Annotated in this window: 25 protein-coding genes and 1 tRNA gene; 17 read left to right on the top strand and 9 right to left on the bottom strand. The window is 60.6% G+C overall.

The genetic code is table 11. The annotated features are described in order from the left end of the window. Positions 1–76 (bottom strand) — tRNA-Glu (locus H9642_RS16615). 391 nt (positions 77–467) lie between these two features. Here H9642_RS16615 and H9642_RS16610 point away from each other — a divergent pair. After that, entirely contained in the window at positions 468–1235 is a 768-nt protein-coding gene (locus H9642_RS16610) for a hypothetical protein (RefSeq protein WP_251837585.1), read from the top strand. Positions 1236–1297: 62 nt separating this feature from the next. On the opposite strand, the gene H9642_RS16605 is transcribed toward H9642_RS16610, so the two are convergent. From H9642_RS16605 to H9642_RS16585, 5 genes are all read right to left on the bottom strand, one after another. Next, positions 1298–2014: an ABC transporter ATP-binding protein gene (locus tag H9642_RS16605; RefSeq protein WP_251837584.1), complete on the bottom strand. Its 717-nt coding sequence runs from the start codon at positions 2012–2014 to the stop codon at positions 1298–1300. After that, a complete protein-coding gene (locus H9642_RS16600; RefSeq protein WP_251837583.1) occupies positions 2007–3206 on the bottom strand; it encodes an ABC transporter permease in 1200 nt (399 codons plus the stop codon). Before H9642_RS16600 ends, H9642_RS16605 begins: the two co-directional genes overlap by 8 nt. Further along, complete coding sequence (locus H9642_RS16595; RefSeq protein WP_251837582.1) at positions 3203–4396, bottom strand: efflux RND transporter periplasmic adaptor subunit; 1194 nt, start codon at positions 4394–4396, stop codon at positions 3203–3205. The genes H9642_RS16600 and H9642_RS16595 overlap by 4 nt, the downstream gene beginning before the upstream one ends. Then, positions 4374–4997: a TetR/AcrR family transcriptional regulator gene (locus tag H9642_RS16590; protein WP_251837581.1), complete on the bottom strand. Its 624-nt coding sequence runs from the start codon at positions 4995–4997 to the stop codon at positions 4374–4376. The genes H9642_RS16595 and H9642_RS16590 overlap by 23 nt, the downstream gene beginning before the upstream one ends. Positions 4998–5070: 73 nt before the next feature. Continuing rightward, positions 5071–6618 carry a 2Fe-2S iron-sulfur cluster-binding protein gene (locus H9642_RS16585; protein ID WP_251837580.1) on the bottom strand — a complete coding sequence of 516 codons (1548 nt, stop codon included), beginning with the start codon at positions 6616–6618 and terminating at the stop codon, positions 5071–5073. A 136-nt stretch (positions 6619–6754) separates the two neighbouring features. On the opposite strand from H9642_RS16585, the gene H9642_RS16580 reads away from it, so the two are divergent. The 6 genes from H9642_RS16580 (at position 6755) to H9642_RS16555 (ending at position 9810) form a co-directional block, all read left to right on the top strand. Then, the gene (locus H9642_RS16580; RefSeq protein ID WP_251837579.1) at positions 6755–7168 is read left to right on the top strand and encodes a DUF1924 domain-containing protein; all 414 of its coding nucleotides are present in this window, start codon (positions 6755–6757) and stop codon (positions 7166–7168) included. Further along, positions 7165–7686 carry a diheme cytochrome c gene (locus H9642_RS16575; protein WP_251837578.1) on the top strand — a complete coding sequence of 174 codons (522 nt, stop codon included), beginning with the start codon at positions 7165–7167 and terminating at the stop codon, positions 7684–7686. The genes H9642_RS16580 and H9642_RS16575 overlap by 4 nt, the downstream gene beginning before the upstream one ends. 74 nt (positions 7687–7760) lie before the next feature. Next, on the top strand, positions 7761–8321 hold the full coding sequence (locus tag H9642_RS16570) for an RNA polymerase sigma factor (protein ID WP_251837577.1): 561 nt from the start codon (positions 7761–7763) through the stop codon (positions 8319–8321). After that, positions 8314–8751: an anti-sigma factor family protein gene (locus H9642_RS16565; RefSeq protein WP_251837576.1), complete on the top strand. Its 438-nt coding sequence runs from the start codon at positions 8314–8316 to the stop codon at positions 8749–8751. The genes H9642_RS16570 and H9642_RS16565 overlap by 8 nt, the downstream gene beginning before the upstream one ends. Continuing rightward, positions 8751–9215: a periplasmic heavy metal sensor gene (locus H9642_RS16560; RefSeq protein ID WP_251837575.1), complete on the top strand. Its 465-nt coding sequence runs from the start codon at positions 8751–8753 to the stop codon at positions 9213–9215. The genes H9642_RS16565 and H9642_RS16560 overlap by 1 nt, the downstream gene beginning before the upstream one ends. 103 nt (positions 9216–9318) lie before the next feature. Continuing rightward, positions 9319–9810 carry a hypothetical protein gene (locus H9642_RS16555; RefSeq protein WP_251837574.1) on the top strand — a complete coding sequence of 164 codons (492 nt, stop codon included), beginning with the start codon at positions 9319–9321 and terminating at the stop codon, positions 9808–9810. A 59-nt stretch (positions 9811–9869) separates the two neighbouring features. On the opposite strand, the gene H9642_RS16550 is transcribed toward H9642_RS16555, so the two are convergent. Continuing rightward, on the bottom strand, positions 9870–10754 hold the full coding sequence (locus tag H9642_RS16550) for an ATP-binding protein (protein ID WP_251837573.1): 885 nt from the start codon (positions 10752–10754) through the stop codon (positions 9870–9872). An 88-nt stretch (positions 10755–10842) separates the two neighbouring features. Between H9642_RS16550 and H9642_RS16545 the strand changes: the two genes are divergently transcribed. Continuing rightward, entirely contained in the window at positions 10843–13152 is a 2310-nt protein-coding gene (locus H9642_RS16545) for a hybrid sensor histidine kinase/response regulator (RefSeq protein ID WP_251837572.1), read from the top strand. Between the two features lie 36 nt (positions 13153–13188). On the opposite strand, the gene H9642_RS16540 is transcribed toward H9642_RS16545, so the two are convergent. Then, a complete protein-coding gene (locus H9642_RS16540) occupies positions 13189–13674 on the bottom strand; it encodes a glutathione peroxidase (protein WP_251837571.1) in 486 nt (161 codons plus the stop codon). A 117-nt stretch (positions 13675–13791) separates the two neighbouring features. Beyond that, on the bottom strand, positions 13792–14190 hold the full coding sequence (gene msrB, locus H9642_RS16535) for a peptide-methionine (R)-S-oxide reductase MsrB (protein WP_251837570.1): 399 nt from the start codon (positions 14188–14190) through the stop codon (positions 13792–13794). 150 nt (positions 14191–14340) lie between these two features. Between msrB and H9642_RS16530 the strand changes: the two genes are divergently transcribed. The 9 genes from H9642_RS16530 (at position 14341) to fapE (ending at position 21804) form a co-directional block, all read left to right on the top strand. Then, a complete protein-coding gene (locus H9642_RS16530) occupies positions 14341–15552 on the top strand; it encodes a pyridoxal phosphate-dependent aminotransferase (RefSeq protein WP_251837569.1) in 1212 nt (403 codons plus the stop codon). Continuing rightward, entirely contained in the window at positions 15552–15980 is a 429-nt protein-coding gene (locus tag H9642_RS16525) for a hypothetical protein (protein WP_251837568.1), read from the top strand. Before H9642_RS16530 ends, H9642_RS16525 begins: the two co-directional genes overlap by 1 nt. 131 nt (positions 15981–16111) lie before the next feature. Then, positions 16112–16984 (top strand): protease HtpX, encoded by an 873-nt coding sequence (htpX, locus tag H9642_RS16520; RefSeq protein WP_251837567.1) that lies wholly within the window; start codon positions 16112–16114, stop codon positions 16982–16984. Positions 16985–17125: 141 nt separating this feature from the next. Further along, a complete protein-coding gene (locus H9642_RS16515) occupies positions 17126–17770 on the top strand; it encodes a DUF2959 domain-containing protein (RefSeq protein ID WP_251837566.1) in 645 nt (214 codons plus the stop codon). Between the two features lie 417 nt (positions 17771–18187). After that, positions 18188–18646: a functional amyloid chaperone FapA gene (fapA, locus tag H9642_RS16510; protein WP_251837565.1), complete on the top strand. Its 459-nt coding sequence runs from the start codon at positions 18188–18190 to the stop codon at positions 18644–18646. 1 nt (position 18647) lies between these two features. Further along, on the top strand, positions 18648–19229 hold the full coding sequence (gene fapB, locus H9642_RS16505; protein ID WP_251837564.1) for a fibril amyloid subunit FapB: 582 nt from the start codon (positions 18648–18650) through the stop codon (positions 19227–19229). Between the two features lie 45 nt (positions 19230–19274). Beyond that, positions 19275–20288 (top strand): amyloid-like fimbrin subunit FapC, encoded by a 1014-nt coding sequence (gene fapC, locus H9642_RS16500; RefSeq protein WP_251837563.1) that lies wholly within the window; start codon positions 19275–19277, stop codon positions 20286–20288. Positions 20289–20357: 69 nt separating this feature from the next. Next, the gene (gene fapD, locus H9642_RS16495) at positions 20358–21038 is read left to right on the top strand and encodes a fibril amyloid maturation endopeptidase FapD (protein ID WP_251837562.1); all 681 of its coding nucleotides are present in this window, start codon (positions 20358–20360) and stop codon (positions 21036–21038) included. A 34-nt stretch (positions 21039–21072) separates the two neighbouring features. Next, positions 21073–21804 carry a fibril amyloid subunit FapE gene (gene fapE, locus H9642_RS16490; RefSeq protein WP_251837561.1) on the top strand — a complete coding sequence of 244 codons (732 nt, stop codon included), beginning with the start codon at positions 21073–21075 and terminating at the stop codon, positions 21802–21804. The last annotated feature ends 30 nt before the right edge of the window (positions 21805–21834 follow it).

Below are 21834 nucleotides of genomic sequence, written 5' to 3'. Positions count from 1 at the left end.
TGGCGTCCCCTAGGGGACTCGAACCCCTGTTACCGCCGTGAAAGGGCGGTGTCCTAGGCCACTAGACGAAGGGGACGCAGCCCGGAACCTACATCTTTTGTCCGGCTTCCGGTGCGTCGCGTGAGGTCTGCTCCGGAAGTGGTGCGCATTCTATTGGCGCTTTCGAAAGTCGTCAACACCCGAATAAAACTTTTTTTAAATCAATGACTTCTGGTTAAAAAAACACCAGCCGCATATTTTTGCGATCACAGCTATCCCGCGCCCAAGGCAGAAAGATGGACGACTCAACCCAAACGCCTCACTCAAGCCGCCTCATCGATAGCCGATAGCCTGATAGCAAGACGGCAAGCCTCGAGCCCACAAATGGGTCGCACCCTCCACTACCGCTTATGTAGTAGCAAAAAAATGCGCCCCGTAAGCCAGATACATTAACCTAAGGCAATTAGCCATCAATTGAGGAGTCCGCGTTGTCCACTCTCATGATCACAGCTCTGGTTCTCGGCGCCCTGTTTATCATTATCATCCTGGTCTACGTCAGCCAGCAGGTCGAGTATCGGAAGCTTGAGAAGGCACGCCGTAAAGCCGAGCTCACCGAGCGTATACGCCGCTGCGCTGACCTGAGTGAAATTCTGCCCGGCCAGATGATGACGCCCGCGCTCAAGTTGATGATGAGTCTGGTAGAGCTGAAGCTCAGCCTTCGCCTGCAGCCCATGGACCCTGACAACCAGGCGCTGAGCGAGCGCATAGAAGAATTGGAAATACTGATTGGCCAGGGGGACAGCATCACGGTACGTAATCCCCCGCAGCAGATCCTCAATGAAAACAAGGCCAAGGAAGTGCGGTTTTTGCTTGAGGGCCTACACGGAATGATCTCCCGCGCGGCTAAGGAAAATCTACTGAGCATCAGTGAGGCGCGCCATTGGGTGGGTGAGGTTCGCCATATGTTGGTGCAATTGCACATCGATTTTTTCACCAACATCGGCGTGCAACTGCTGCAGCACGACAAGCCCCGCCAAGCCCGCCTGGCCTTCGAGCGCGCCGTGCAGTTCCTGCGCAAGCAGACCGACCAGGATCGTTACCGCACCGAACTGCGCACCCTGGCCCAGCACTTGGCACACGCCAATGACCTCGCACTGGAGCGCGAGCCAACCGTTGAGAAGCCGGATGAATTGACCGTCGGCCTGAGTCAGGAAGAAATCGACGACCCGTGGAAGAAGAAGCAAGTCTACGACTAAATAGGCCATTGCTCCCGTTTCGCTGCACCACGTTGCCGGGCCAGTACTGCAGCTCGCATCCATTAAGGAATGGTGCGCCCTTCCGCTGCCTCTTCCTCGGTGCGTCCATCACGGATGCGGTACAAGCGCTTGAAGGTCGGAATGATCTTCTCATCGTGAGTTACCACGATCACCGCCGTTTCATACTGCCGTGCCATCTGCTGAAGGATACGCATCACCGCCATCGCCCGCTCACTATCAAGTGGCGCGGTCGGCTCGTCAGCCAGAATCACCGGTGGACGGTTGATCAGCGCGCGGGCAATCGACACACGCTGTTGCTCGCCCCCAGACAGCTGCGACGGCATGGCCCTGGCCCGATGAGCCACATCCAATGCGCCCAGCAATTCCAGGGCCCTGCGCCTTGCCTCGGTATTTGACTGGCCGGCCAGCATCGGCAGTAGCGCCACGTTATCAACGACATCAAGAAAAGAAACCAGGTGCGGAGCCTGAAAGACGAAGCCGATGCGATCGCGCCGCAGAGCTCGCAGATCGGCAATTCTCCAGCCGTTTTCGAAGATCGTCTGCCCACCCAGCGTCATCTTGCCGCCACTGGGTTCAATCACCGCTCCCAGGCATTTAAGCAAGGTACTCTTGCCCGAACCGGACGGACCGATCAGCCCCACTACCTCGCCGGGGACCACCCGCAGATTGACGTCCTTGAGTGCATCGACCGCCGTCTCGCCCGTGCCGAACTGCTTGCGCAACCCTTCAATGTGTATGCCCTTGCGCTGGTCAGCCACCGATTGCCTCCGCCGGATCGACCTTGAGTGCCGCCTGAATCGCCAGCACGCTGGCCAGCGTGCAGATTGCCAGGACAATCGCCAGCCCCGCCAGCGTGTCCGAGGTGATCAACAGCACATACTTGGGAAAGAACGGTGCCCAGAAGGTCGCCGCCACCTTGCCCACCAGAAACCCGATCAAGCCCAGGCCCAGCGCCTGCTGCAGGATCATTCCGGCAATCGTCCGATTGCGCGTGCCGATCAGCTTGAGTACGGCGATTTCGCGGATCTTGCCCAAGGTCAGGGTGTAGATGATGAACGCCACGATCGCGGCGCTGACAATGGCCAGGATGACCAGGAACATGCCGATCTGCCGGGCCGACGTGGAAATCAGCTTACCGACCAGAATGCCCTCCATCTGCTCGCGGGTGTACACCTGCTGGCGGTTCCAACGGCGGATGTGTGCGGCAGTTTCGTCCGCCTCGGCGCCAGGTCGCAACTGGACCAGCACGGCATTCACATAGGGATAGCTTTGTGCGGCAAGCAGCGCATCGAGCAATCCGGGCACCTCGTTACGCACAAGCACCGGATCGGCGGCGGTACGTCGGCGCTGCTGATGGATGGCATCATTATCCTTGAGGAACTGGGCCTGCTGAGCATCGCGCAGCGGGATGAAAATCATCGGGTCACCGCTGGAGGACACCATGCGCCGGGTCAGCCCGACCACCCGGTACTGCTGGCGACGGATCTGCACGCGCTCACCCAGACGCAGACCGCTGGCGACGTCGGCGATCGCTTCGTAATGGCTGCGAGTGATGTGCCGTCCGGCAACCAACTGCTTAGGTTGCCCCGGCTCGCCGAGGCTGCCCGGCACCACGCCGACCACCATTGCACGCACGTCGCCTTGGCTATGCCGTACCTGCATCGTCAGGTAGGTGATATTCGCCGCCTGCGCCACGCCCGGCATGCCGAGGATGCCGCGGTAAAGATCGTCGTAAATGCTCGATGGCTCGGCGTAGGGCCCTTGGGTATCGCGCTGCACGACCCACAGATCGGCGCCGCTGTAGTCGAGTAGTACCCTGGCATCGTCCACCATGCCGCGATAGACACCGGCCATGGTCAGAGTGACGCCGATCAGCAGGCCCAGACCGATGCCGGTAAACACGAACTTGCCCCAGGCATGAAGGATGTCCCGCCCGGCCAGGCTGATCACGACGCGTCCGCCGTCAAACGCTCCACGATGCGAATGCGGCTACGCGGTGTCAACGCCTGCTGGCTGTAGCGCACCACACGGTCGCCTTGGCGCAGCCCGGCGAGCACCTGGACATCGCCGTCCAGATCGCTGGCGCCGAGGGTGACCGGAGCGTAACGCAGCGTCCCGTCGACGATCAGCCAGACCCCCAGCACGCCCTCGCGGCGCTGCACACTGGCACTGGGAATGACCGGAAGAGCCTCAGTGCCAGGCAAGCCTACGGTCACCTCGCCCAACTCGCCCAGCGGCGGCAATGGCTGCGGCATGACGTCAAAGATCACCTTGGCGAGGATTTCCTCGGTTACCGCATCGGCCAGTGGCTCGATACGCAACACCTGGCCTGACAGGGCTTGGGCCGTGCGCGAACGCAATTCGATGCGTGCCGGCAGACCACTGCGCAGGCCGCCGGCGCGGCGCTGGTCGAAGCGTACGTTCACCCACACCTGTCGACTATCGATGATCTCCAATATCGTCTGTCCGGCCATGATGGTGGTCCCCGGCTCGACCTTGCGCGCCACCACCAGCCCGTCCACCGGAGCGCGCAATTCCAACTGCTGACGTTGCTGATGCAGAGCTGCCAAGCCGGCCTGCGCCTCTTCGACGGCCTGCACGGCGGCTTCGGCATTGGCCTGCGCGCTCTGCAGTCCCGCGACGGCGATCCGCAACTCCTGGCGCTTGGCCTCGACGGCTTCGCGACTGATGCTGCCCGAGGTGGACAGTAGCTCGTAGCGTTGCCCCTGGGCCTGGGCATAGTCGTGCCGGGCCGTGCTCTCTTCGATCAGCGCCGTGGCGACTCGCTGATTGGCCTGCATGCGGCGCTGGCTGGCGCGCACGCTGGCAATGCGCTCATCCAGATCGACCGGATCCATCCGCCCTAGCACTTGCCCGGCTTGCACGAAGTCCCCGACATCGACATCCAGCCCCAGCAAGCGCCCGGTGCTGATCGGCCCGACCCGCTGGCTATAGCGTGCTTCGATGGTACCGACCCCAAACAGCGCCGGACTGAGCGCGCGGTTCTGCACGATGACCTCGGTCACCTCCACGGGTGCCAACGGGCCGCTACGCAGCGCCGCATTGCCGAACAATGCCAACAAGCCGATCAGCACCACTGCCAGCCCGAGGCTGCGCTTATTCATGACGGGCAGATTCATCGCTCCTCCCGATGCCGCGGCGATAAAGGGCGAAGGCACCCGGCGCCTGGCGACGCATCAGCTGTACGTCGCCAGCCAGCAGCGACTGCATGACCAGGCCCTGAATCACGCCGATAAACAAGGTCGCGGCGGCCAGACTGTCCACCTCGGCGGCCAACTGGCCGGCCCGCTTGCCGGCCTCGATACACACACGAAGACGTTCGCTGTAGCGGCCAAGCAAAGCCTGCACCATACGCTTGGCGGGCGTCTCGCCACAGCGCTGCAGCTCGCCAAAGAGGATGCGTGGAATACCGGGATTGCGAGCCACGAAATCGACATGGGTAAAAAACATCGCCTCCAGCGCCTGCAACGGCGAAGCAGCGTCCCGGGCGGCCTGCTCGATGCGCGTCAGCAGCTGTTCGGCGACCCAGTCCATTACCGCCAGCCAGATCGCCTCCTTGTTGGCGAAATGTCGAAACAGGGCGCCCTGGGTCAACTTCATGCGCTGCGCAATGGCGGCGGTGGTGATCTCGCTGGGGTTTTGCTCGGCGGCAAGCGCGATGACCGCCTCAACGGTAACCGCGCGACGCGCGTCGGCGGGGAGATGTCTGGGATGTTCCACGGGACACACCATAGTAAGTAATTACTTACTATCTTTACTCCTTGGCGTGAAACCGCGTCAATACCTCCACTGCTCAATACTCAACCTGCAACTGCGCGCTGTCCGGCTCCGCCTGGCAGGCCAACACCCACCCCTGGGCCACCTGCCGATCACTCAACGCCTGATTGCTGCGCATCGTCGCGCTGCCCACGGTCACTCGGCACTTGCAGACGGCGCAGACGCCGCTGCGGCAAGCGCTGGGGGTTTCCAGCCCGGCTTTGTCCAGCGCATCCTGCAGCACTTCGCCAGGTTGCACGTCCAGCGTGTGGCGCTGGCCATTCAGGGCGACCTGAACCCGGCTCGGTCGTCCCGGTGACGGAGGTGCGACAGCCGGCTCCACGCCGCTGTAGCGCTCCCGATGAATCCGCTGCTCTGGCACGGCCACGTCGGCCAACGCCTGACCAGCCAGCTCGCTGAAGGGCTGCGGACCGCAGATGTAGCACTCGGCCTGCTGCCAATCCTGCACAGCCTGGACCAGCGCCGGCACGTTCAGCTGGCCGTCGCGCCGGTCCAGCCAGTGCACCACCTGCAGGCGCTGCGGATAACGCTGCTGCAGGGTCGCCAGCTCCCCGGCAAAGATCACCGACACCTCATCGCGATTGGCGTAGACCAGGCAAATCTGTCCCTCACCGTGCAGCAGCGCAGCCTGCAGAATCGCCAGCAAGGGGGTGATGCCGCTGCCCGCACCGAGCAACAGCAGATCGGCGTCCGTGCGCTCGAGCGTGAAGGCGCCGGCAGGCGGCATGGCCTGGATGCTGTCGCCTACTTGCAGATTATCCACCAGCCAATTCGACACCCGCCCGCCGGCAACCCGCTTGACCGTAATGCGCAGCGGCTGACCCGGCTGCGGCAGGCGCGACAGGGAATAACAGCGCGCCATGGGCTGTTCCGCGCAGGGCACCTGCAGGGTCAGGAACTGGCCGGGCTTGCCGGCGAACCGCGCGGCTTCACCCGCGGGCGGCGTCAGTTCGAACGAACAGCTGTCAGGCGTTTCCTGCACTTTACTGCTCACCTGCAACGCCGGCCAGGCGGGTGCCTGACGATGATTGCGCCCCTTGGGCGCCGAGCCCGGGCCTTGCGGCGACAGGCCGCGCAACATCGGCATGACCGACTTGCTGCGAAACAGCAGGATGTAGGCGATATGCAGACCGACCATCCACAGCGCCAGATTGGCGAAGAACTCGTGCACGTTTTCCAGATCACCCAGCCCGCCCAGCCAGTTGCGCGTACCAAACACGTCGATCGAAACGCTGGGCAGCGCGGCGGCAACCACCTCGCCATTGTCGACCATGCCCAGGCCCAGCACGCTGGCCAGCGTGACGCTCACCAGTGTGGAAAAGGTCAGCCATTTGCCCACGCCGGCCCAGGTGGGTTTGCGCCATTCCCGGCGCGCGGGTGCAAGACTCGGAAAGCCTCGCGGCTTGGTCGGTGCCAGCAGCACGCGCAGCGCCAGCAGCACGATCAGGCCGTAGCCCAGCCAGACATGCAGCAATTCACCGCCATCACCGGTCAGGTAGGCGAGCAGAAAGAACGCGGCCAACAGCCAGTGGAATAGTCGGAATCGATTGAACGCGGCAACCATGATGGCAGCTCTCCTGTGAATACAGGTGCCTTTGTATGCCACGGGGCTTAAATGAAGCTGATGGCGCTGCCGCGCGCCTTCAGCTTCGCTTAAGCGAAGGGCTCTAGCCTTCAGCCACCACTCACCGGAGGTTGCCGTGAAAACCTTATGGATCGCCCTACTGATTGGCCTGCCCGCAGTCGGATTCGCCGCGCCGGAGCACCCTTTGTTGCAACGCTATGCCGAACAGGCCCGCCAGGAGGATCCGGCATTTGCCGGCTTTTCGGCCGAGGCCGGCAAGACGCTGTATTTCCAGGAGGAGCAGCGCAACGGCAAGACCATGAGCTGCACCACCTGCCACACCGCCGACCCGATGACCACTGGCAAGACACTGGCGTTTCGCAAGGTCCAGCCGCTGGCGCCAGCCGCCAACCCCGAGCGTTTCACCGATGCGAAAAAAGTCGAAAAATGGTTTCGCCGCAACTGTGACGATGTGTTCGCCCGCGAATGCACCGCCCAGGAAAAGGGCGATTTCATGACATGGATCCTGACCGTCGGAGCACAGCCATGAACCTGCGCACTCCTCTGCTGCTGGCGTCCGTGCTGGCCGTCTTCGCCGGTGGCTACACACTGGCCGATGACGATGATCATGAGGGTAAGGACCGCTACCGGCGCCCCAAGGGCCTGGGCATGCCCGCCGATGCCCCGCAGATCTGGAAAGATGAATGCGGCAGTTGCCACATGCTCTACCTGCCCGGATTGTTGCCGCCGGCCGCCTGGCAACTGCAGATGGACACACTGGCCGAGCATTACGGCAGCAATGCCTCACTGGAAACGGCGGAATACCAGGAGATTCTGGATTTTCTGCTGCGCAACTCGACTCGCAATCGCCTGCCGGTGGAAAGCCGCGGCCGCCCGGGCGAGCCGCCGCGCGTCACCGAAACCCGTTGGTTCGAGGACAAACACGACGAGGTCAGCACGGAAAAATTCCAGCGAGAGTCGGTCGGCGGCCCAGCCAACTGCGTCGCCTGCCACCGCGATGCAGAACGCGGCGACTTTGACGACGACCGGGTAAAAATCCCCCGGTGACATAAACAAGGGAACATTTTCCGAGCGCGGGACGTTCAATGCACAGTCTCCCGTATTCCGGCCAGCGAGCATGCATGAACAACCCCGACGACGAACTTGTCCGCCAGGCGCAATCCGGCGATCGACAGGCTTTCGGCACCCTGGTACGGCGCCACCAGGCGCGAGTATTTCACTTCGTCCGGCGTCTGCAGGGCGGCGGCGACGAGGCCCTGGACATCAGTCAGGAAACCTTTCTCAAGGCCTGGCTGGCGCTGGAGCGCTGGCGCCCCGAGGCCCGCTTTCACACCTGGCTGCTGCAGATCGCCCGCAACACCACGATAGACACGCTGCGCCGTCGTCAACGCCAGCCGCTGAAACCCCTGGAGAGCGACGACCTGCTGATCGATCCCGGCGCCTCGCCCCTGCGCCACCTGGAAAACACCCAGCGCCTCACGCATCTGGAACAGCACCTGGCTCACCTGGCGCTGGAGCACCGCGAAATACTGCTGCTGCGCGAGGTCGAGGGGCTGTCCTACATCGAACTGGCCGAAACCCTGGGCGTCAGCGAGGGCACGGTCAAATCACGTCTGGCCAGGGCCCGCGAAGCCCTGCTGGCGCGTTACCGTCACGCAACGGGGGGACTCCCGCATGACTGATCACCCAGACATGACAACGCTTTCGGTCTATCTGGACGGTGAACTGGATGCCGCGCACACCGCGCGTACTGCCCTGCACCTGGCCGACTGTCCGCAATGCCGGGCGCTGCTGAACGAACTGCACACCCTGAGCCTCAGCCTGCAGGCCCTGGCCATCGACGCACCGCCAGTCGATATCAGCGCGCGCCTCGACAGCCTGCTGGCCAGCCAGCCACCGCGCAGGATTCGTCCCGACTGGCGCCAGCGCCTGCCGGCAGCCTTCGGCGCCGCGGCGTCGATCATGCTAGGCCTGTTTCTCGGCACGGCCCTGCACCCTGCACCCTCCACCGCCACCCCGGCCGAGGCCAGTATCCTCGCCGTGCTGGGCAGTGCTCCACCGGGCGCACTCTGCACGCGCCCCGAACTGTGTTATCTGAAGGAAAATCGGTAATGAGCCCCTCCACACTCCGCAGCGCCCTGGCGTTTTCCGTACTGATCAACCTTGGCGTACTCGCCGCCCTTGGCTGGCAGAAACTCGCCTCGGACGGTCTGCCGATGCCTTCCGGTGCGCAGACCACCCTGTCCCGCGAGCTGCAACTGAGCCCGGGACAGCTGCAGCGCTGGCATGATGCCGAGGCACCGTTTCTGGCGCTGCTGCACGCCTCCGGCGCCGACATTCAAAAACACCGCGACGAACTGATCCAGGCCATCTTCAGCGGCGACGTCGACCGCGCCCGCATCGACCGCGCGCAAGCCAGCATTGCCGACCTGCAAAACCGCCAGCAACAGCTGGTCATTGAACAATTGCTGCGCGAACGGGACATCCTCGATGCCCAGCAACGCGAGAAACTCGCTCAATTGCTGATGCAAGACCCCATTGGCCCGTCCGGTTTCGAACGCATGCACCGCGAATGACATAAATAAAACGACGCCGGATGGAACATATTCCAACCGGCGTCGTTTCATGCAGTAGAACCCGCCGTAACGGCGGCTCCTACCCTCTCACTGGAGTTTTGACATGTCCTTTACGTCTCGCGGTTTGCTTCTCACCCTGGCCCTCGGCTCCCTGTCACTGGGCATTGCCGGCAGCGCCCTGGCCGCCACCGCGCAAGACCATGACCATGGCCACGCCCAACATGAACTGCAGCTCAACGCCGGGCAGAAATGGGCCACCGATGCGCCGCTGCGCAAAGCCATGGGCGAGCTGAGCGACACCCTGCGCGACGCTCTGCCGGCGATCCATGAAAATACCCTCGCCGACGCGGGCTACGTCAAGCTGTCTGAACAGGTCAACGCCCAGGTCGCCTACATGGTGGAGAACTGCGCGCTGCCGCCCGAAGCCGATGCGCAACTGCACGTGATCATCGCCGCCATGCTCGACGGCGCCGAGAGCATGGCCGGCAAGGTGCCTTCCGAAACCCGTAGGGCCGGTGCGGTCAAACTGCTCGGTGCGATCGACAACTACGGTACGTACTTCGCCGACCCGGGCTTCAAGCCGATCAAGCACTAGTCCGCCCAGGCAGCTTCTGACTTTCCTGCGGAGCAGATGCTCCGCAGGTTTCCCATCGTTCAGGTCTCCAACAATCGCAAACCTACCCATTGCCGGGCGAATTGATATGCGCAACGGCCGTTACGATTGCCGCGCGCCAACGCCCAGCGGATCGCAGCTTTTTCCAGCTCATCGTTCCATTCCCACTCCAGACCGGCCTGCCGCGCGACAGCCGTCACCCAATGACGGACCACCGCAAGGTAATGCTCCTGGCTAAAGGGATAAAACGAAAGCCAGAGGCCGAAACGATCGGACAGCGCAATCTTGTCCTCCACGGCCTCATTGGGGTGTAGCTCGCCATCGATCATCTGCCAGTGCTCGTTATCGCTTTGGCGCTCCGGCACCAGATGACGGCGATTAGACGTGGCGTACAGCAGCACATTGTCCGGCGCTCGCTCCAGCGAGCCGTCCAGCACGCTCTTCAGCACGCGATAATCACCCTCCCCAGCCTCGAACGACAGATCGTCGCAGAACAACACGAAGCGCTGCTCGAGTTCGGCCAGTTGCTCGACGATGCGCGGCAGATCGGCCAGGTGATCCCGTTCGATTTCGATCAGGCGCAGGCCAGCGCCGGCCTGTTCGGCCAGCAGTGCTCGCACCAGCGACGACTTGCCGGTGCCGCGCGCACCCCACAACAAGGCGTGGTTGGCGGGCAGGCCGGCGACAAATTGGCGGGTATTGCGCGCCAGCTGTTCGCGCTGGGTATCGACCCCGATCAGATCACTGAGACTTAAATCCAGACTCACGTTCAGGGGCAGCAGATAGCCAGTCCGGCCTTCGCGCTGCCAGCGCGCCGCCAGAGTGGTCTGCCAGTCGATCGCCGAACGTATTGCCGGCAACAAGGGTTCGAGGCGTTGCATGAAGTCATCGACACGCTCAAGCATGCCAGTCAATCGAGAATCCAAAATGCTCTCCGAAAGTCAACCAGGCACGCGGGCTGCCTGGGCAATGAGATATGCTTGCCCGCGCATGGAACAAGGCCGTTATGCCACGATGGAAATACCGCTAACCAATCGCCTGTCATTCAAACAGGCACATTTCACACTGCTCGTGGCGATTGTGCTCGGGACACTGCTCAGCTTATGGCAAATCGCCTTCGATTATGCCGAACAAGAGCCGCGTATCAATCGTGAAATCACCGCGCTGCTGGAGATCAGTCGCAACCCGGCGGCACGCGTGGCGTACAACATCGATGCCGAACTGGCCCGCGAGCTGACTCAAGGATTGATCCAGTCGGCGGCGGTGGTCCGCGCCAGCCTGATCGACAACCATGGTCGTCCGTTGGCACAAGCCAGCCGTGCGGCGGTCACGGATGACTATCGCTGGCTCAGCGATTATCTGTTCGGCGCCCGCCGGCAATTCGAAACCGCCCTGTTCGTCGAGCACGCCCCCCAGGAAAACATCGGCACCCTGCACCTTGAGGTTGATACCTTCGCCTTCGGCAGCGACTTTTTGCAGCGCAGCCTGGTCACCCTGATTTCAGGATTTGCCCGCAACTTGTTGATAGCAATGTTTTTGCTGGTGGGCTTTTACATCATGCTGACCAAACCGCTGATATCGCTGATTCGCGCGCTCAGCGAACGCGACCCGCTGATTGATCAGCACAAGCTCAACTACCCGGCCAACCACGAGCGCGACGAAATTGGCGTACTTGTCGATGTCACGAATCAGCAACTGCAACTCACCGCATTGGAAATCCAGCAGCGCTGCAACGCCGAAGATCGCCTAACCCAGTATCTGAGCGAGCTGGAGAAGATCGTTTCCACACGCACCGCCGAGTTGGAGGCTGCCAATACCCGCCTCCTGCAGTCCAACCGGGAATTGGAAAACGCCCGGCGCACTGCTTTGGAAATGGCCCAGTCCCGCTCCGCCTTTCTTGCCAACATGAGCCATGAAATCCGCACGCCGCTCAATGGCTTGCTGGGCATGCTTTCTTTGTCTCTGGACGGCCAACTGAGCGTCGAGCAGCACCAGCAACTGTCCATCGCCCACGACTCAGGCAAGGTATTGGTCGAGTTGCTCAACGACATACTCGACCTGTCCAAATTCGATGCCGGACAACTGGAGCTGGAACAGATCCCCTTCGACATCGGCACGCTGATCGAGGATACCGCCAGCCTGCTCTCGCAGAACTCCGCGCCCGGTGTGGAGCTGACGTGCCTGATCAGTCCGAATCTACCTGCGCAGGTCATGGGCGACCCCATGCGAGTCCGGCAGATAATCTCTAACCTGCTGTCCAACGCACTGAAATTCACTCGTTTTGGCCGTGTCGATGTGCGCGTCGAAACCCACTCCAATGGGCTTTCCATTCGGGTTCGCGACACCGGCATCGGCATTCCAGCCGAAGCTCAGGCACGGGTTTTCCAGCCCTTTACACAAGGCAATGCCGCCATCTCACGTCAGTATGGGGGGACCGGCCTGGGACTGGCGCTGACCCGTCGCCTGTGTGAAGCGATGCAGGGACGGCTTGAACTTCACTCGCGGGAAGATTACGGCAGCGAATTCACCGCCTGGCTGCCGTTACCCCATGCGGGGCACATCCTCGAGCGTCCCCCGTTGCACGGCAAGATCATCGCCTGGACCCCCGCAAGCAGTGGCTTGAGCGAACTCCTGGCCACCTGGCTACCTCGTTGGGGTCTCGACTATCGACGTCTGGACCGTGACGAGGGTCTTGCCCAGCATTCAGCCGCCTTGCTGATTACCGACAGCCCCGAATGCCTGTTCAGCCTGCGTCCGCAGATCACCACGCCGATTCTGCTGGTCGCCGCATACGGCAGCTTCTTGCCAGCAGAGCAGGCCGATGCATTGATGCCTCTGGAGCAACTCGCTCGCCCGCTCTCGCGTACTGCGCTCTATCAGGCTATTTCGCACCTGCTGGGCTCGCAGAAAAAGAACGTGGGCGAGGCGTCGCCCCAGCCGCAAGTCAGCCAACGCAAGGCTCGCGTACTTCTGGTGGAGGACAATGCAGTCAATCAGTTGGTTGCCAAAGGCATGCTGAGTAAACTGGGCTGTGAGGTGATCACAGCAGCCCATGGCCGCGAGGCGTTGGACTGCCTGGGAGGACAGGCAATGGACCTGGTGCTGATGGATTGCAACATGCCGGTCATGAACGGCTATGAAGCCTGCCAGCGAATACGCCGCAGCGGACGCTGGCCGAACCTGCCAATTATTGCGCTGACCGCCAATGCCTTGCCTGAAGAACGTGATCGATGCCTGGAAGCGGGCATGGATGACTACTTGGCCAAACCTTTCCATCGCGAAGAGCTGACGGAGCTGATCAACCGGTGGTTACCCAGACCGTGAGTAACCACCGCTCCAGTGGCAGTTTCATTCGATGCGTCACTCCAACAGCGCTTCGATCTCGCCCTGCAATGCTTCCGGTTTGGTGGTTGGCGCAAAACGCTTGATGGATTGGCCATCGGCGCTAAGCAGAAACTTGGTGAAATTCCATTTGATGCGCTGACTGCCAAGCAGGCCTGGCGCTTGGCGCTTCAAATGCGCATAAAGCGGGTGCGTACCAGCACCATTGACCTCGATCTTGCGAAACAACGGAAAACTGACTCCGAAATTCAGCTCGCAGAACGTCGCGATTTCGCTTTCGCTACCCGGCTCCTGCTTGCCGAACTGGTTGCAGGGAAACCCCAGCACCACCAGACCGCGGTCCTTGTAACGCTGCCAGAGCCGTTCCAGCCCTTGATATTGCGGCGTAAAACCGCATTGGCTAGCGGTATTGACCACCAGGACTGCCTTGGCTTCGAAGTCAGCCAGAGTTTTCTGCTGGCCGTCCAGCGTGATCAGGGGAACCTGGAAAAGCGCATTGCTCATGAATAATCCCTTGTCTTCTCGGACCCCAAGGCCCGGTATTCCTGTGGTAGATGGTACAGCAGGTCATGCACGCAGCGGCGACAGCACGCAAGTCCTGCTCACCGCGCCGCTGCTTATTCATTCCGTCCTGGGTACCAGCTTCAGTGAAGCGGAGTTGATGCAATAGCGCAGCCCGGTCGGGCGTGGGCCGTCCGGAAACACGTGACCCAGGTGCGCATCGCAGCGGGCACAACGCACCTCGATGCGCTGCATGCCATGGCTGAAGTCTTCCTTCTCAGCGATCACTTGCTCATCGACGGGCTGAAAGTAACTGGGCCAGCCACAGCCTGAGTCATATTTGGCCTCCGAGTCGAATAATGGTGTAGCGCAACAGGCGCACAGATAAACACCTGGCGTCTTGGTCGCATAGTACTCACCGGTGAAGGCGCGTTCTGTGCCGCCCAGCCGGCAAATCTCGAATTGCTCGGCAGAAAGCGCTTCGCGCCATTCTTCAAGGGGTTTTTCAAGCTTGTCCATGAACTACTCCTGCGGAAAAGCCGGCCCGGTGCCTTTCCCCGGTCACGGGCCGGACGTATCATGCGTGGCTTTCAACTGCCAGTCTGGCAGCCGCCCCCGGCGCTGCCAAGGCGTATCCTCGCGGCACTTCTATTCGGGACAACCAGGATCATGCAGGTTAGTAAATCGAACAAGCTCGCCAACGTGTGCTACGACATTCGCGGACCGGTGCTCAAGCACGCCAAGCGCCTGGAGGACGAAGGTCAGCGCATCCTCAAGCTGAACATCGGCAACCCGGCACCGTTCGGTTTCGAAGCCCCGGAGGAAATTCTCCAGGACGTCATTCGCAACTTGCCCACCGCTCAGGGCTACAGCGACTCCAAAGGCCTGTTCAGCGCCCGCAAGGCGGTGATGCAGTATTACCAGCAGAAGCAGGTCGAAGGCGTGGGCATTGAGGACATCTACCTCGGCAACGGTGTCTCCGAGTTGATCATGATGTCCATGCAGGCGCTGCTCAACAACGGCGATGAAGTGCTGCTGCCAGCGCCCGACTATCCTCTCTGGACCGCCGCCGTAAGCCTGGCCGGCGGCAAGCCAGTGCATTATCTGTGCGATGAAAAGGCCGGCTGGTTCCCCGACCTGGCGGACATGAAGGCCAAGATCACGCCCAATACCAAAGCCCTGGTGCTGATCAACCCAAACAACCCGACCGGCGCCGTGTATTCCAAGGAGTGCCTGGAAGCCATCGTCGAGCTGGCGCGACAGCACAAGCTGATCCTGTTCTCCGACGAAATCTACGACAAGATCCTGTATGACGAGGCGCAGCATATCGCCACCGGCTCGCTGGCCCCGGATGTGCTGTGCCTGACCTTCAACGGCCTCTCCAAATCTTACCGGGTCGCCGGTTTCCGCTCCGGCTGGATCGCCATCAGCGGTCCAAAGCACCTGGCCAAGGGCTATATCGAAGGCCTGGACATGCTGGCCAACATGCGCCTGTGCGCCAACGTACCCGCCCAGCACGCCATCCAGACCGCTCTGGGCGGCTATCAGAGCATCAACGACCTGGTGCTGCCGCAAGGCCGACTGCTGGAACAGCGCAACCGTGCCTGGGAGCTGCTCAACGATATTCCCGGTATTAGCTGCGTGAAACCGATGGGCGCGCTCTATGCCTTCCCGCGTATCGACCCCAAGATCTGCCCGATTCACAACGACGAGAAGTTCGTGCTCGATCTGTTGCTGTCGGAAAAGCTCCTCGTGGTTCAAGGAACCGCCTTCAATTGGCCATGGCCGGACCACTTCCGCGTGGTCACCCTGCCTCGCGTGGATGATCTGGACATGGCGATTCGGCGCATCGGCAATTTCATGAAGACTTACCGTCAGTAATGGATCTGCAGATCGACGATTTCCACCACGACGCGGCGGCAGGCCTGGCACGGCTGTACCAGGCTTTCCCACGCAAAGTGGCCCTCTATATCGAGGACTTGATCGGTCGCGAGGAACCGGATGAGTTCGGGCTACCCAGCACCCGCCATCAGAGTTGTCTGAGTGCGCTGCTGTGGCTGGCTGATGAAGGCTACATTCGCTACGACGCCTTGATACGCTTCGAGGCCCTGGACCAGGCCGTGCTGACCGAAAAAGCCTTCGTGCGCCTGAGCCGTGTCCTATCCCCGTTGGACTCATCCCTCACCGACCTGCCCGCCAGCATTCGTCGCAGCCGGGCGAGCCTGGCCAACCAACTGCGTGAAGCCTTCAGCGAACGCGACGGCGAGCGCCTGGCGTTGCTGTTGGGCGAACTACTGGGTCAGCACTAACCATGGCTGTTTGTTCCACACACCGAACGCAAGGGACACAGTTTGCAATAGTCCCTCGGTTGAATACCAACGAAGCGCCCCTTATATAACCGAGGCTTTCGTCTTATTTCCCGTTTTGGAGTCCGCCGCACATGATGCGCATTTTCCTGTTCCTGGCCACCAACCTTGCTGTCCTGGTGATTGCCAGCATCACCCTAAAACTACTCGGGGTTGATCGTTTCACGGGGCAAAATTACGGCAGCCTGCTGGTTTTCTGCGCCGTGTTCGGCTTTGCCGGCTCGCTGATTTCGCTGTTCATTTCCAAATGGATGGCGAAGATGAGCACCGGCACGCAAATCATCAGCCAGCCGCAAACCCGCCATGAACAATGGTTGCTGCAAACCGTCGAGCAACTGTCCCGCGACGCCGGTATCAAAATGCCGGAAGTCGGTATTTTTCCGGCCTACGAGGCCAACGCCTTCGCCACTGGCTGGAACAGGAACGATGCGCTGGTCGCCGTCAGCCAGGGCTTGCTAGAGCGTTTTTCCCCGGATGAGGTTCGCGCCGTACTTGCGCATGAGATCGGCCACGTGGCCAATGGCGACATGGTCACCCTGGCGCTGATCCAGGGTGTGGTGAACACCTTCGTGATGTTTTTCGCGCGCATCTTCGGCAACTTCGTCGACAAAGTCATACTCAAGAACGAAGAAGGCCACGGCATCGGTTACTTCATCGCGACCATCTTCGCTGAACTGGTTCTGGGCATCCTGGCCAGCATCATCGTCATGTGGTTCTCGCGTAAGCGTGAATTCAAAGCCGACGAAGCGGGCGCACGCCTTGCCGGTACCAGCGCCATGATCGGCGCCCTGCAGCGCCTGCGCGCCGAATCTCAAGTTCCGGTGCAAATGCCTGACAGCCTGACTGCGTTCGGCATCAATGGCGGCCTCAAGAACGGCTTGGCCGGCCTGCTGATGACTCACCCTCCACTGGAAGATCGCATCGAGGCGCTGCGCCGCCTGCGCTGATCAGAACCCTCGACAAAAAAATCCCTGGCGGAAGTCTCTTCCCCAGGGATTTTTTCATTCATCCGCAAAAGCCAACTCGCCGCTCCGCCTAAACGCTTTTTTTTGATCTGCGCTACAGTGAGGGCGTTTCGAGGAAATGCCATGCGCCCATTATTGATGCTTACCCTGACCGCCCTCTTGGCTCTTGCTGGCTGCCAAAGTGCCTATTATGCCGCCATGGAAAAAGCCGGCGTGCACAAGCGGGATATTCTGGTCGACCGCGTGGAAGCAGCCCGCGACAGCCAGCAGGAAGCCAAAGAGCAGTTCAAGGATGCGCTTGAACGCTACCGCAGTGTGGTGCAGGTGCAAGGGGGCGAACTGGAAGAACGCTACCAGGCGTTGAACAAGGAATACCTGGCCAGCGAAGCCAGCGCCAAGGAGGTACGCGCACGCATCGAAGCTATCGAGGATGTTGCTGAAGCGTTGTTCGCCGAATGGGAAAGCGAACTTAAGCTGTACAGCAACGCCAGCCTGCGCGCCAGCAGTGCTGCGGAGCTGAAACGCACCCGTGCCGAGTACAGAGTACTTCTGCAGCACATGCAGTCAGCCGAACGGCGTATCGAACCCGTCCTCAGCGTGTTGCGCGATCAGGTACTGTTCCTCAAGCACAACCTCAATGCCCGCGCCATTAACGCACTGAAAGGCGAATACCAGAGCCTGCAAGGCAACGTCGATCAACTGCTGCGCGACATGCAGCGCGCCATAGACGAGGCTGACAACTTTGTGCGCCGCCTGCAAAGCAAGTGATGCAGTTAAAGCAGGCCCGCCACGCTCCGCTCTCCAACCCACTAGATACTCCCTTGCCACGACACCCAGCGGCTGTCTCGACTTACCTACCCTGCCTTGCCCCAGGCTACCCCCCTAAACAAGCACAGCACCGTTCGTGGACGCGTCAGAGTGCCCAGCGGGCCGGCACTGTTTCATTTACGTAACACTACGAACCTCTCCCATTTGCTCTATCCCACGATTTTGCTATCGCAATGAACACCTGTTTCTTTAATGAAACAGCTAAGTATGGGTACATGTGTTTCATCAACTTAACACGCGCTCACAAGAGCCCCGACTCCATTGCCTCAACCACTTGATTTTACAAAGAAATTTAAGGTAGGCACGCTTTCTGCCAGTGGTGGTATGTCTCGAAGGTAATGCCAAGGAACCCTTCACATGCATGCAACTGGCTCGCGGATCATTCCCGTGCTGACCCTGTCCCTTCTGGCAGTCCTTATCCTCAATACCCAAGCCTATGCCGCTGGTGATGGAGTCATCGTGATTCAGCGTGAGGTACAGCCTCGCGTGGCCTTTCGCCCGACCATGGTTCCCGACCCACATCCGATTACGGCAAACCCCAATGTCTCGTCTCAAGTGAAGTCAATGCTCGACACAGCCGAGCTGAGCGATGGAGATTTCGCTCGAATCCACACCGGCAACCGTATGACCCGCATACTTGTGCCCAATGGGAATTTGCCGGGCTTCAGCACAAGCGGTTCTAATCCGGGCAGCCAAGGAGTTCCTGGACTGAGTGCCGGACATTCTGGCGGTGGCGGCAACAGCATTTCCAATCAAGTAAACCGAGGCGTCCAACAAGGCTTGGCACCTTTGCGCATTCTCACGGGAGATCGCTGAAATGCGGCTCTTGCGCATCGTTCTTGTTCTGTTCCCCTCGTTGGCCTGGGCCGTTGAGCCGGCAAATGTTCAGACAACGGCGCAAATCCAGGACAGTGGAGTGGGGAGCGCCGGCCTGATATCCATCAATACCGCCGCCGGCCAGGACCACCAGCAGATCAATGCGCGGGCCATCGCCATAGGCGAGCACGCCACGGCGCAACTGATACTGCAGCAAAAACTCATGATGGAATCACTGAGCTCTGCAGTGGATGCGCACTCGGAAATCCTCGGTGCCTCGTTCAGCCAGAGCAATGGGCTGATCGGCGTCAATCAAGCTGCCGGCGCCGGCAACCAACAGATCAACGCCTACCGGCTACGCCTCGGCGCCCCCGGTCAGGCCCTCGATGACAGTGTGCTCTCACAGCAGAACGTGGCGGCACCTGCAAACCTCTCCGGCTCAACTCATGACGCTAAAGGCACTCGCGCGGTGATTACCGACAACCGCGCGTTTACCGGAAGTCGCGGCGTCGTGCAGTTGAATCAGAGCGCTGGGGTAGGTAACCGCTCGGTTAACAACCTCAGCTTTACCGTTGTGGATTAATTCTTGGCAGCCATGAATCAAACACGCATCCGCAGGAGAGACACCATGAAAGCGACGTGGACAATCAAACCCCTGGCATTTGCCATTGCGGCAGGGCTGGCGTTCTCAGCACAGGCACAGGAAGTTCCCCCTCCCCTCAATCCGGACTCCGCTGCTGAAGCCACTGTGGACGACACCCAACTCAGTGTCGGCAACGTAGTGTATAACGAAGGCACTCAGAATATCGGCGGCCTGACAGGCTCCGGCAATGATTCGGAAGGTTCTCTCAACGGCGCTGCCGGTAATATAGGGGTCAATATCGCGGCTGGCGATCACAACCAGCAGGCCAATGCCGCCGCGCTGGCAACCGCGGATGAAAGCTTCATCTTCGGTGCCGCCACCGCATCAGTGACCCTGACCCAGGAGCAGCCCGGCCCGAACCTGGTCAACAACTTTTCAACCGGCAACACTGCAACCGTTGACGGCTCGGCTAACAATGCCTCGGGCAATGTCGGCATCAACGTCGCCTCCGGCGTGTTCAACCAGCAGAAGAACGACCTCGCCACAGCAGTTTCGGGCGGCTTCGTCGCGACGGCCACCAATACCACTACGCAAACCTCCATCGGCAATGCAACCAATAACTTTGCAGTGCTGGAAACCGAGGCTACCGCGACGATCGACTTCGACACCGGCAACGTCACAGGCACCTACACGGGAATTTCTGACCAGCGTGGCAATCAGTATCCTGAAGTCTGGACCCCCGGCAACCATGATGGCGGTCTAGAACCTCAGTTCGGTCACATCGATCTCGACGATGAAGTACTCGGCGCTGAAGACGAGCTGGGTAACGGCGGGGCCTTGCTGTTCGATGAAGTAGGCGAGCTTGTTCTTGGTGGGTCCGTCACTGGCAGCATTCCGCTGGTTTCGCTCCAGCAAGCGGTCGTCAACAACGCTACCGTCAGCGGCTCGCTCAACGGCGCGTCGGGCAACGTCGGTCTCAACGTTGCAGCGGGTGCCGGCAACCAGCAAGCCAATTCGCTGGCGATTGCCGCGGGCTGCATGTCTTGCCCTGCGCAATAACCGCCATGTAATCCCCGCTGAACAGGGCTCCGGTCTTCGGAGCCCCTTTATTCGCGACAGGATTTTTCTATGCGCCTGCTTGTCGTATCGCTGTTGCTGTTCATCTGCCTAGAAGCTCAAGCCACCCGCTTGCCTTTCCCGGTTCTACCGGGCGGGGGCGTAGCCTTCCTGGACGTCACAAGCATTCGCGAGCAACGTTTCAGCAATATCGTTGAACAGAAAACCGATTTCAGCTGCGGTGCCGCCTCTTTAGCGACGGTACTGCGCGAGGCTTACAACCTTGATCTCGATGAACAGACGGTGATTGAAGGCATGCTGGTAGGAGCCGACCAGGAGCTGGTGCGCTCCCAAGGCTTCTCCATGCTGGACATGAAACGTTATGCCGAAAACCTGGGGATGCGTGCCCGAGGTTACCGTCTTGACCCAGCGGGCCTACAGCAGCTGAAAGTCCCTGTGGTGGTCCTGCAGGAAGTACGTGGCTACAAACATTTCGTTGTGCTGATGCGCAGCGAGGCTGATCGGGTCTATATCGGCGACCCGGTTTTAGGCCATAAGCGCTACACCATGGACGAGTTCGTATCCGGCTGGAACGGCATTATTTTTGCCGTGATCGGACCAGGCTATGACCGCGAAAATGCGCTGCTCGATCCCCCAGAACCGCTTACCGCCAAACATCGCATCAACCAATTTCGCCCCGTCCAGGATGCCGAGCTGATGGAGTTCGGCTTTATTCAGAGCGACTTCTTCTGATGCTGCCGCGGACAAGAAAGACCTGGAGATCACGATGAACATTTCACGTGCCTTGCTTGGCTGCTGCCTACTGGCCAGTTTCACCTTGCACGCAGCTCCCGCTTTCAATCCCGTGGAGCTCAGTGATCATGAGCTGGCGCAGCTGCGTGGCCGCTATGTCTTGCCGGGGCATGTCGTACATTTCGGCATTACCATGACCAGCGCCTGGGAAAACTCCGGCCAGCGTCTAGACGCCTCGGTCAGCTTGCAGGCACAGCAGGGCATGGCTCGCCCTCTAATCACCGTCACCGCGAACGGTAATGGCCAGGGCCCTGCTCCCGCTGCAGGCTCCGGCACCATCATCGGTGGCCAAGGCTTGAACAATGTAGATGGCATCAGCCAGAGCGTACGTACCGCGGGCGACCTCAACACGGCCCGCAATGACCTCAGCATCAATATCAACCGCAATGGTCAGGCACCGGCATTGGATAGATCTGGTACGCCGTTGAATGGCGAATTCTCGGCGCACACCAACCTGGGCAACGCCACGATACAAACCACGCCTAATGGTGGCTTGCAGGTTGCCATCCAGGCCAATGGGCAAGGCACCAGTCTGCAACAACTGGGTGGCGGTGGTCTGAGGCAGAGCGCCGATATTGTCAGCTCTAATAACAAGGTGCACAACCTGACCCATCTTGATGTAGTGCTACAGGCAAACCGCACGTCTTTGGACGCTCTCAACTGCAATCTGGATCAACTGCGCGGTCTTCGCCCCATCGGATATTGATCTACGCTTGATCCCACTTAGTCAGACATG

Source organism: Serpens gallinarum, assembly GCF_014836765.1.
Taxonomy (GTDB): Bacteria; Pseudomonadota; Gammaproteobacteria; order Pseudomonadales; family Pseudomonadaceae; genus Serpens; species Serpens gallinarum.
This window is presented reverse-complemented; position numbering and strand designations above follow the sequence as displayed.

Coding starts and splice junctions, on each gene's coding strand:
- H9642_RS16575 (WP_251837578.1), top strand. CDS start 7,165: ATGAACCTGCGCACTCCTCTGCTGCTGGCGTCCGTGCTGGCCGTCTTC.
- fapB (WP_251837564.1), top strand. CDS start 18,648: ATGCGGCTCTTGCGCATCGTTCTTGTTCTGTTCCCCTCGTTGGCCTGG.
- msrB (WP_251837570.1), bottom strand. CDS start 14,190: ATGGACAAGCTTGAAAAACCCCTTGAAGAATGGCGCGAAGCGCTTTCT.
- fapA (WP_251837565.1), top strand. CDS start 18,188: ATGCATGCAACTGGCTCGCGGATCATTCCCGTGCTGACCCTGTCCCTT.
- fapE (WP_251837561.1), top strand. CDS start 21,073: ATGAACATTTCACGTGCCTTGCTTGGCTGCTGCCTACTGGCCAGTTTC.
- H9642_RS16595 (WP_251837582.1), bottom strand. CDS start 4,396: ATGAATCTGCCCGTCATGAATAAGCGCAGCCTCGGGCTGGCAGTGGTG.
- H9642_RS16565 (WP_251837576.1), top strand. CDS start 8,314: ATGACTGATCACCCAGACATGACAACGCTTTCGGTCTATCTGGACGGT.
- fapC (WP_251837563.1), top strand. CDS start 19,275: ATGAAAGCGACGTGGACAATCAAACCCCTGGCATTTGCCATTGCGGCA.
- H9642_RS16560 (WP_251837575.1), top strand. CDS start 8,751: ATGAGCCCCTCCACACTCCGCAGCGCCCTGGCGTTTTCCGTACTGATC.
- H9642_RS16540 (WP_251837571.1), bottom strand. CDS start 13,674: ATGAGCAATGCGCTTTTCCAGGTTCCCCTGATCACGCTGGACGGCCAG.
- H9642_RS16515 (WP_251837566.1), top strand. CDS start 17,126: ATGCGCCCATTATTGATGCTTACCCTGACCGCCCTCTTGGCTCTTGCT.
- H9642_RS16530 (WP_251837569.1), top strand. CDS start 14,341: ATGCAGGTTAGTAAATCGAACAAGCTCGCCAACGTGTGCTACGACATT.
- H9642_RS16585 (WP_251837580.1), bottom strand. CDS start 6,618: ATGGTTGCCGCGTTCAATCGATTCCGACTATTCCACTGGCTGTTGGCC.
- H9642_RS16555 (WP_251837574.1), top strand. CDS start 9,319: ATGTCCTTTACGTCTCGCGGTTTGCTTCTCACCCTGGCCCTCGGCTCC.
- H9642_RS16570 (WP_251837577.1), top strand. CDS start 7,761: ATGAACAACCCCGACGACGAACTTGTCCGCCAGGCGCAATCCGGCGAT.
- H9642_RS16525 (WP_251837568.1), top strand. CDS start 15,552: ATGGATCTGCAGATCGACGATTTCCACCACGACGCGGCGGCAGGCCTG.
- htpX (WP_251837567.1), top strand. CDS start 16,112: ATGATGCGCATTTTCCTGTTCCTGGCCACCAACCTTGCTGTCCTGGTG.
- H9642_RS16545 (WP_251837572.1), top strand. CDS start 10,843: ATGGAAATACCGCTAACCAATCGCCTGTCATTCAAACAGGCACATTTC.
- fapD (WP_251837562.1), top strand. CDS start 20,358: ATGCGCCTGCTTGTCGTATCGCTGTTGCTGTTCATCTGCCTAGAAGCT.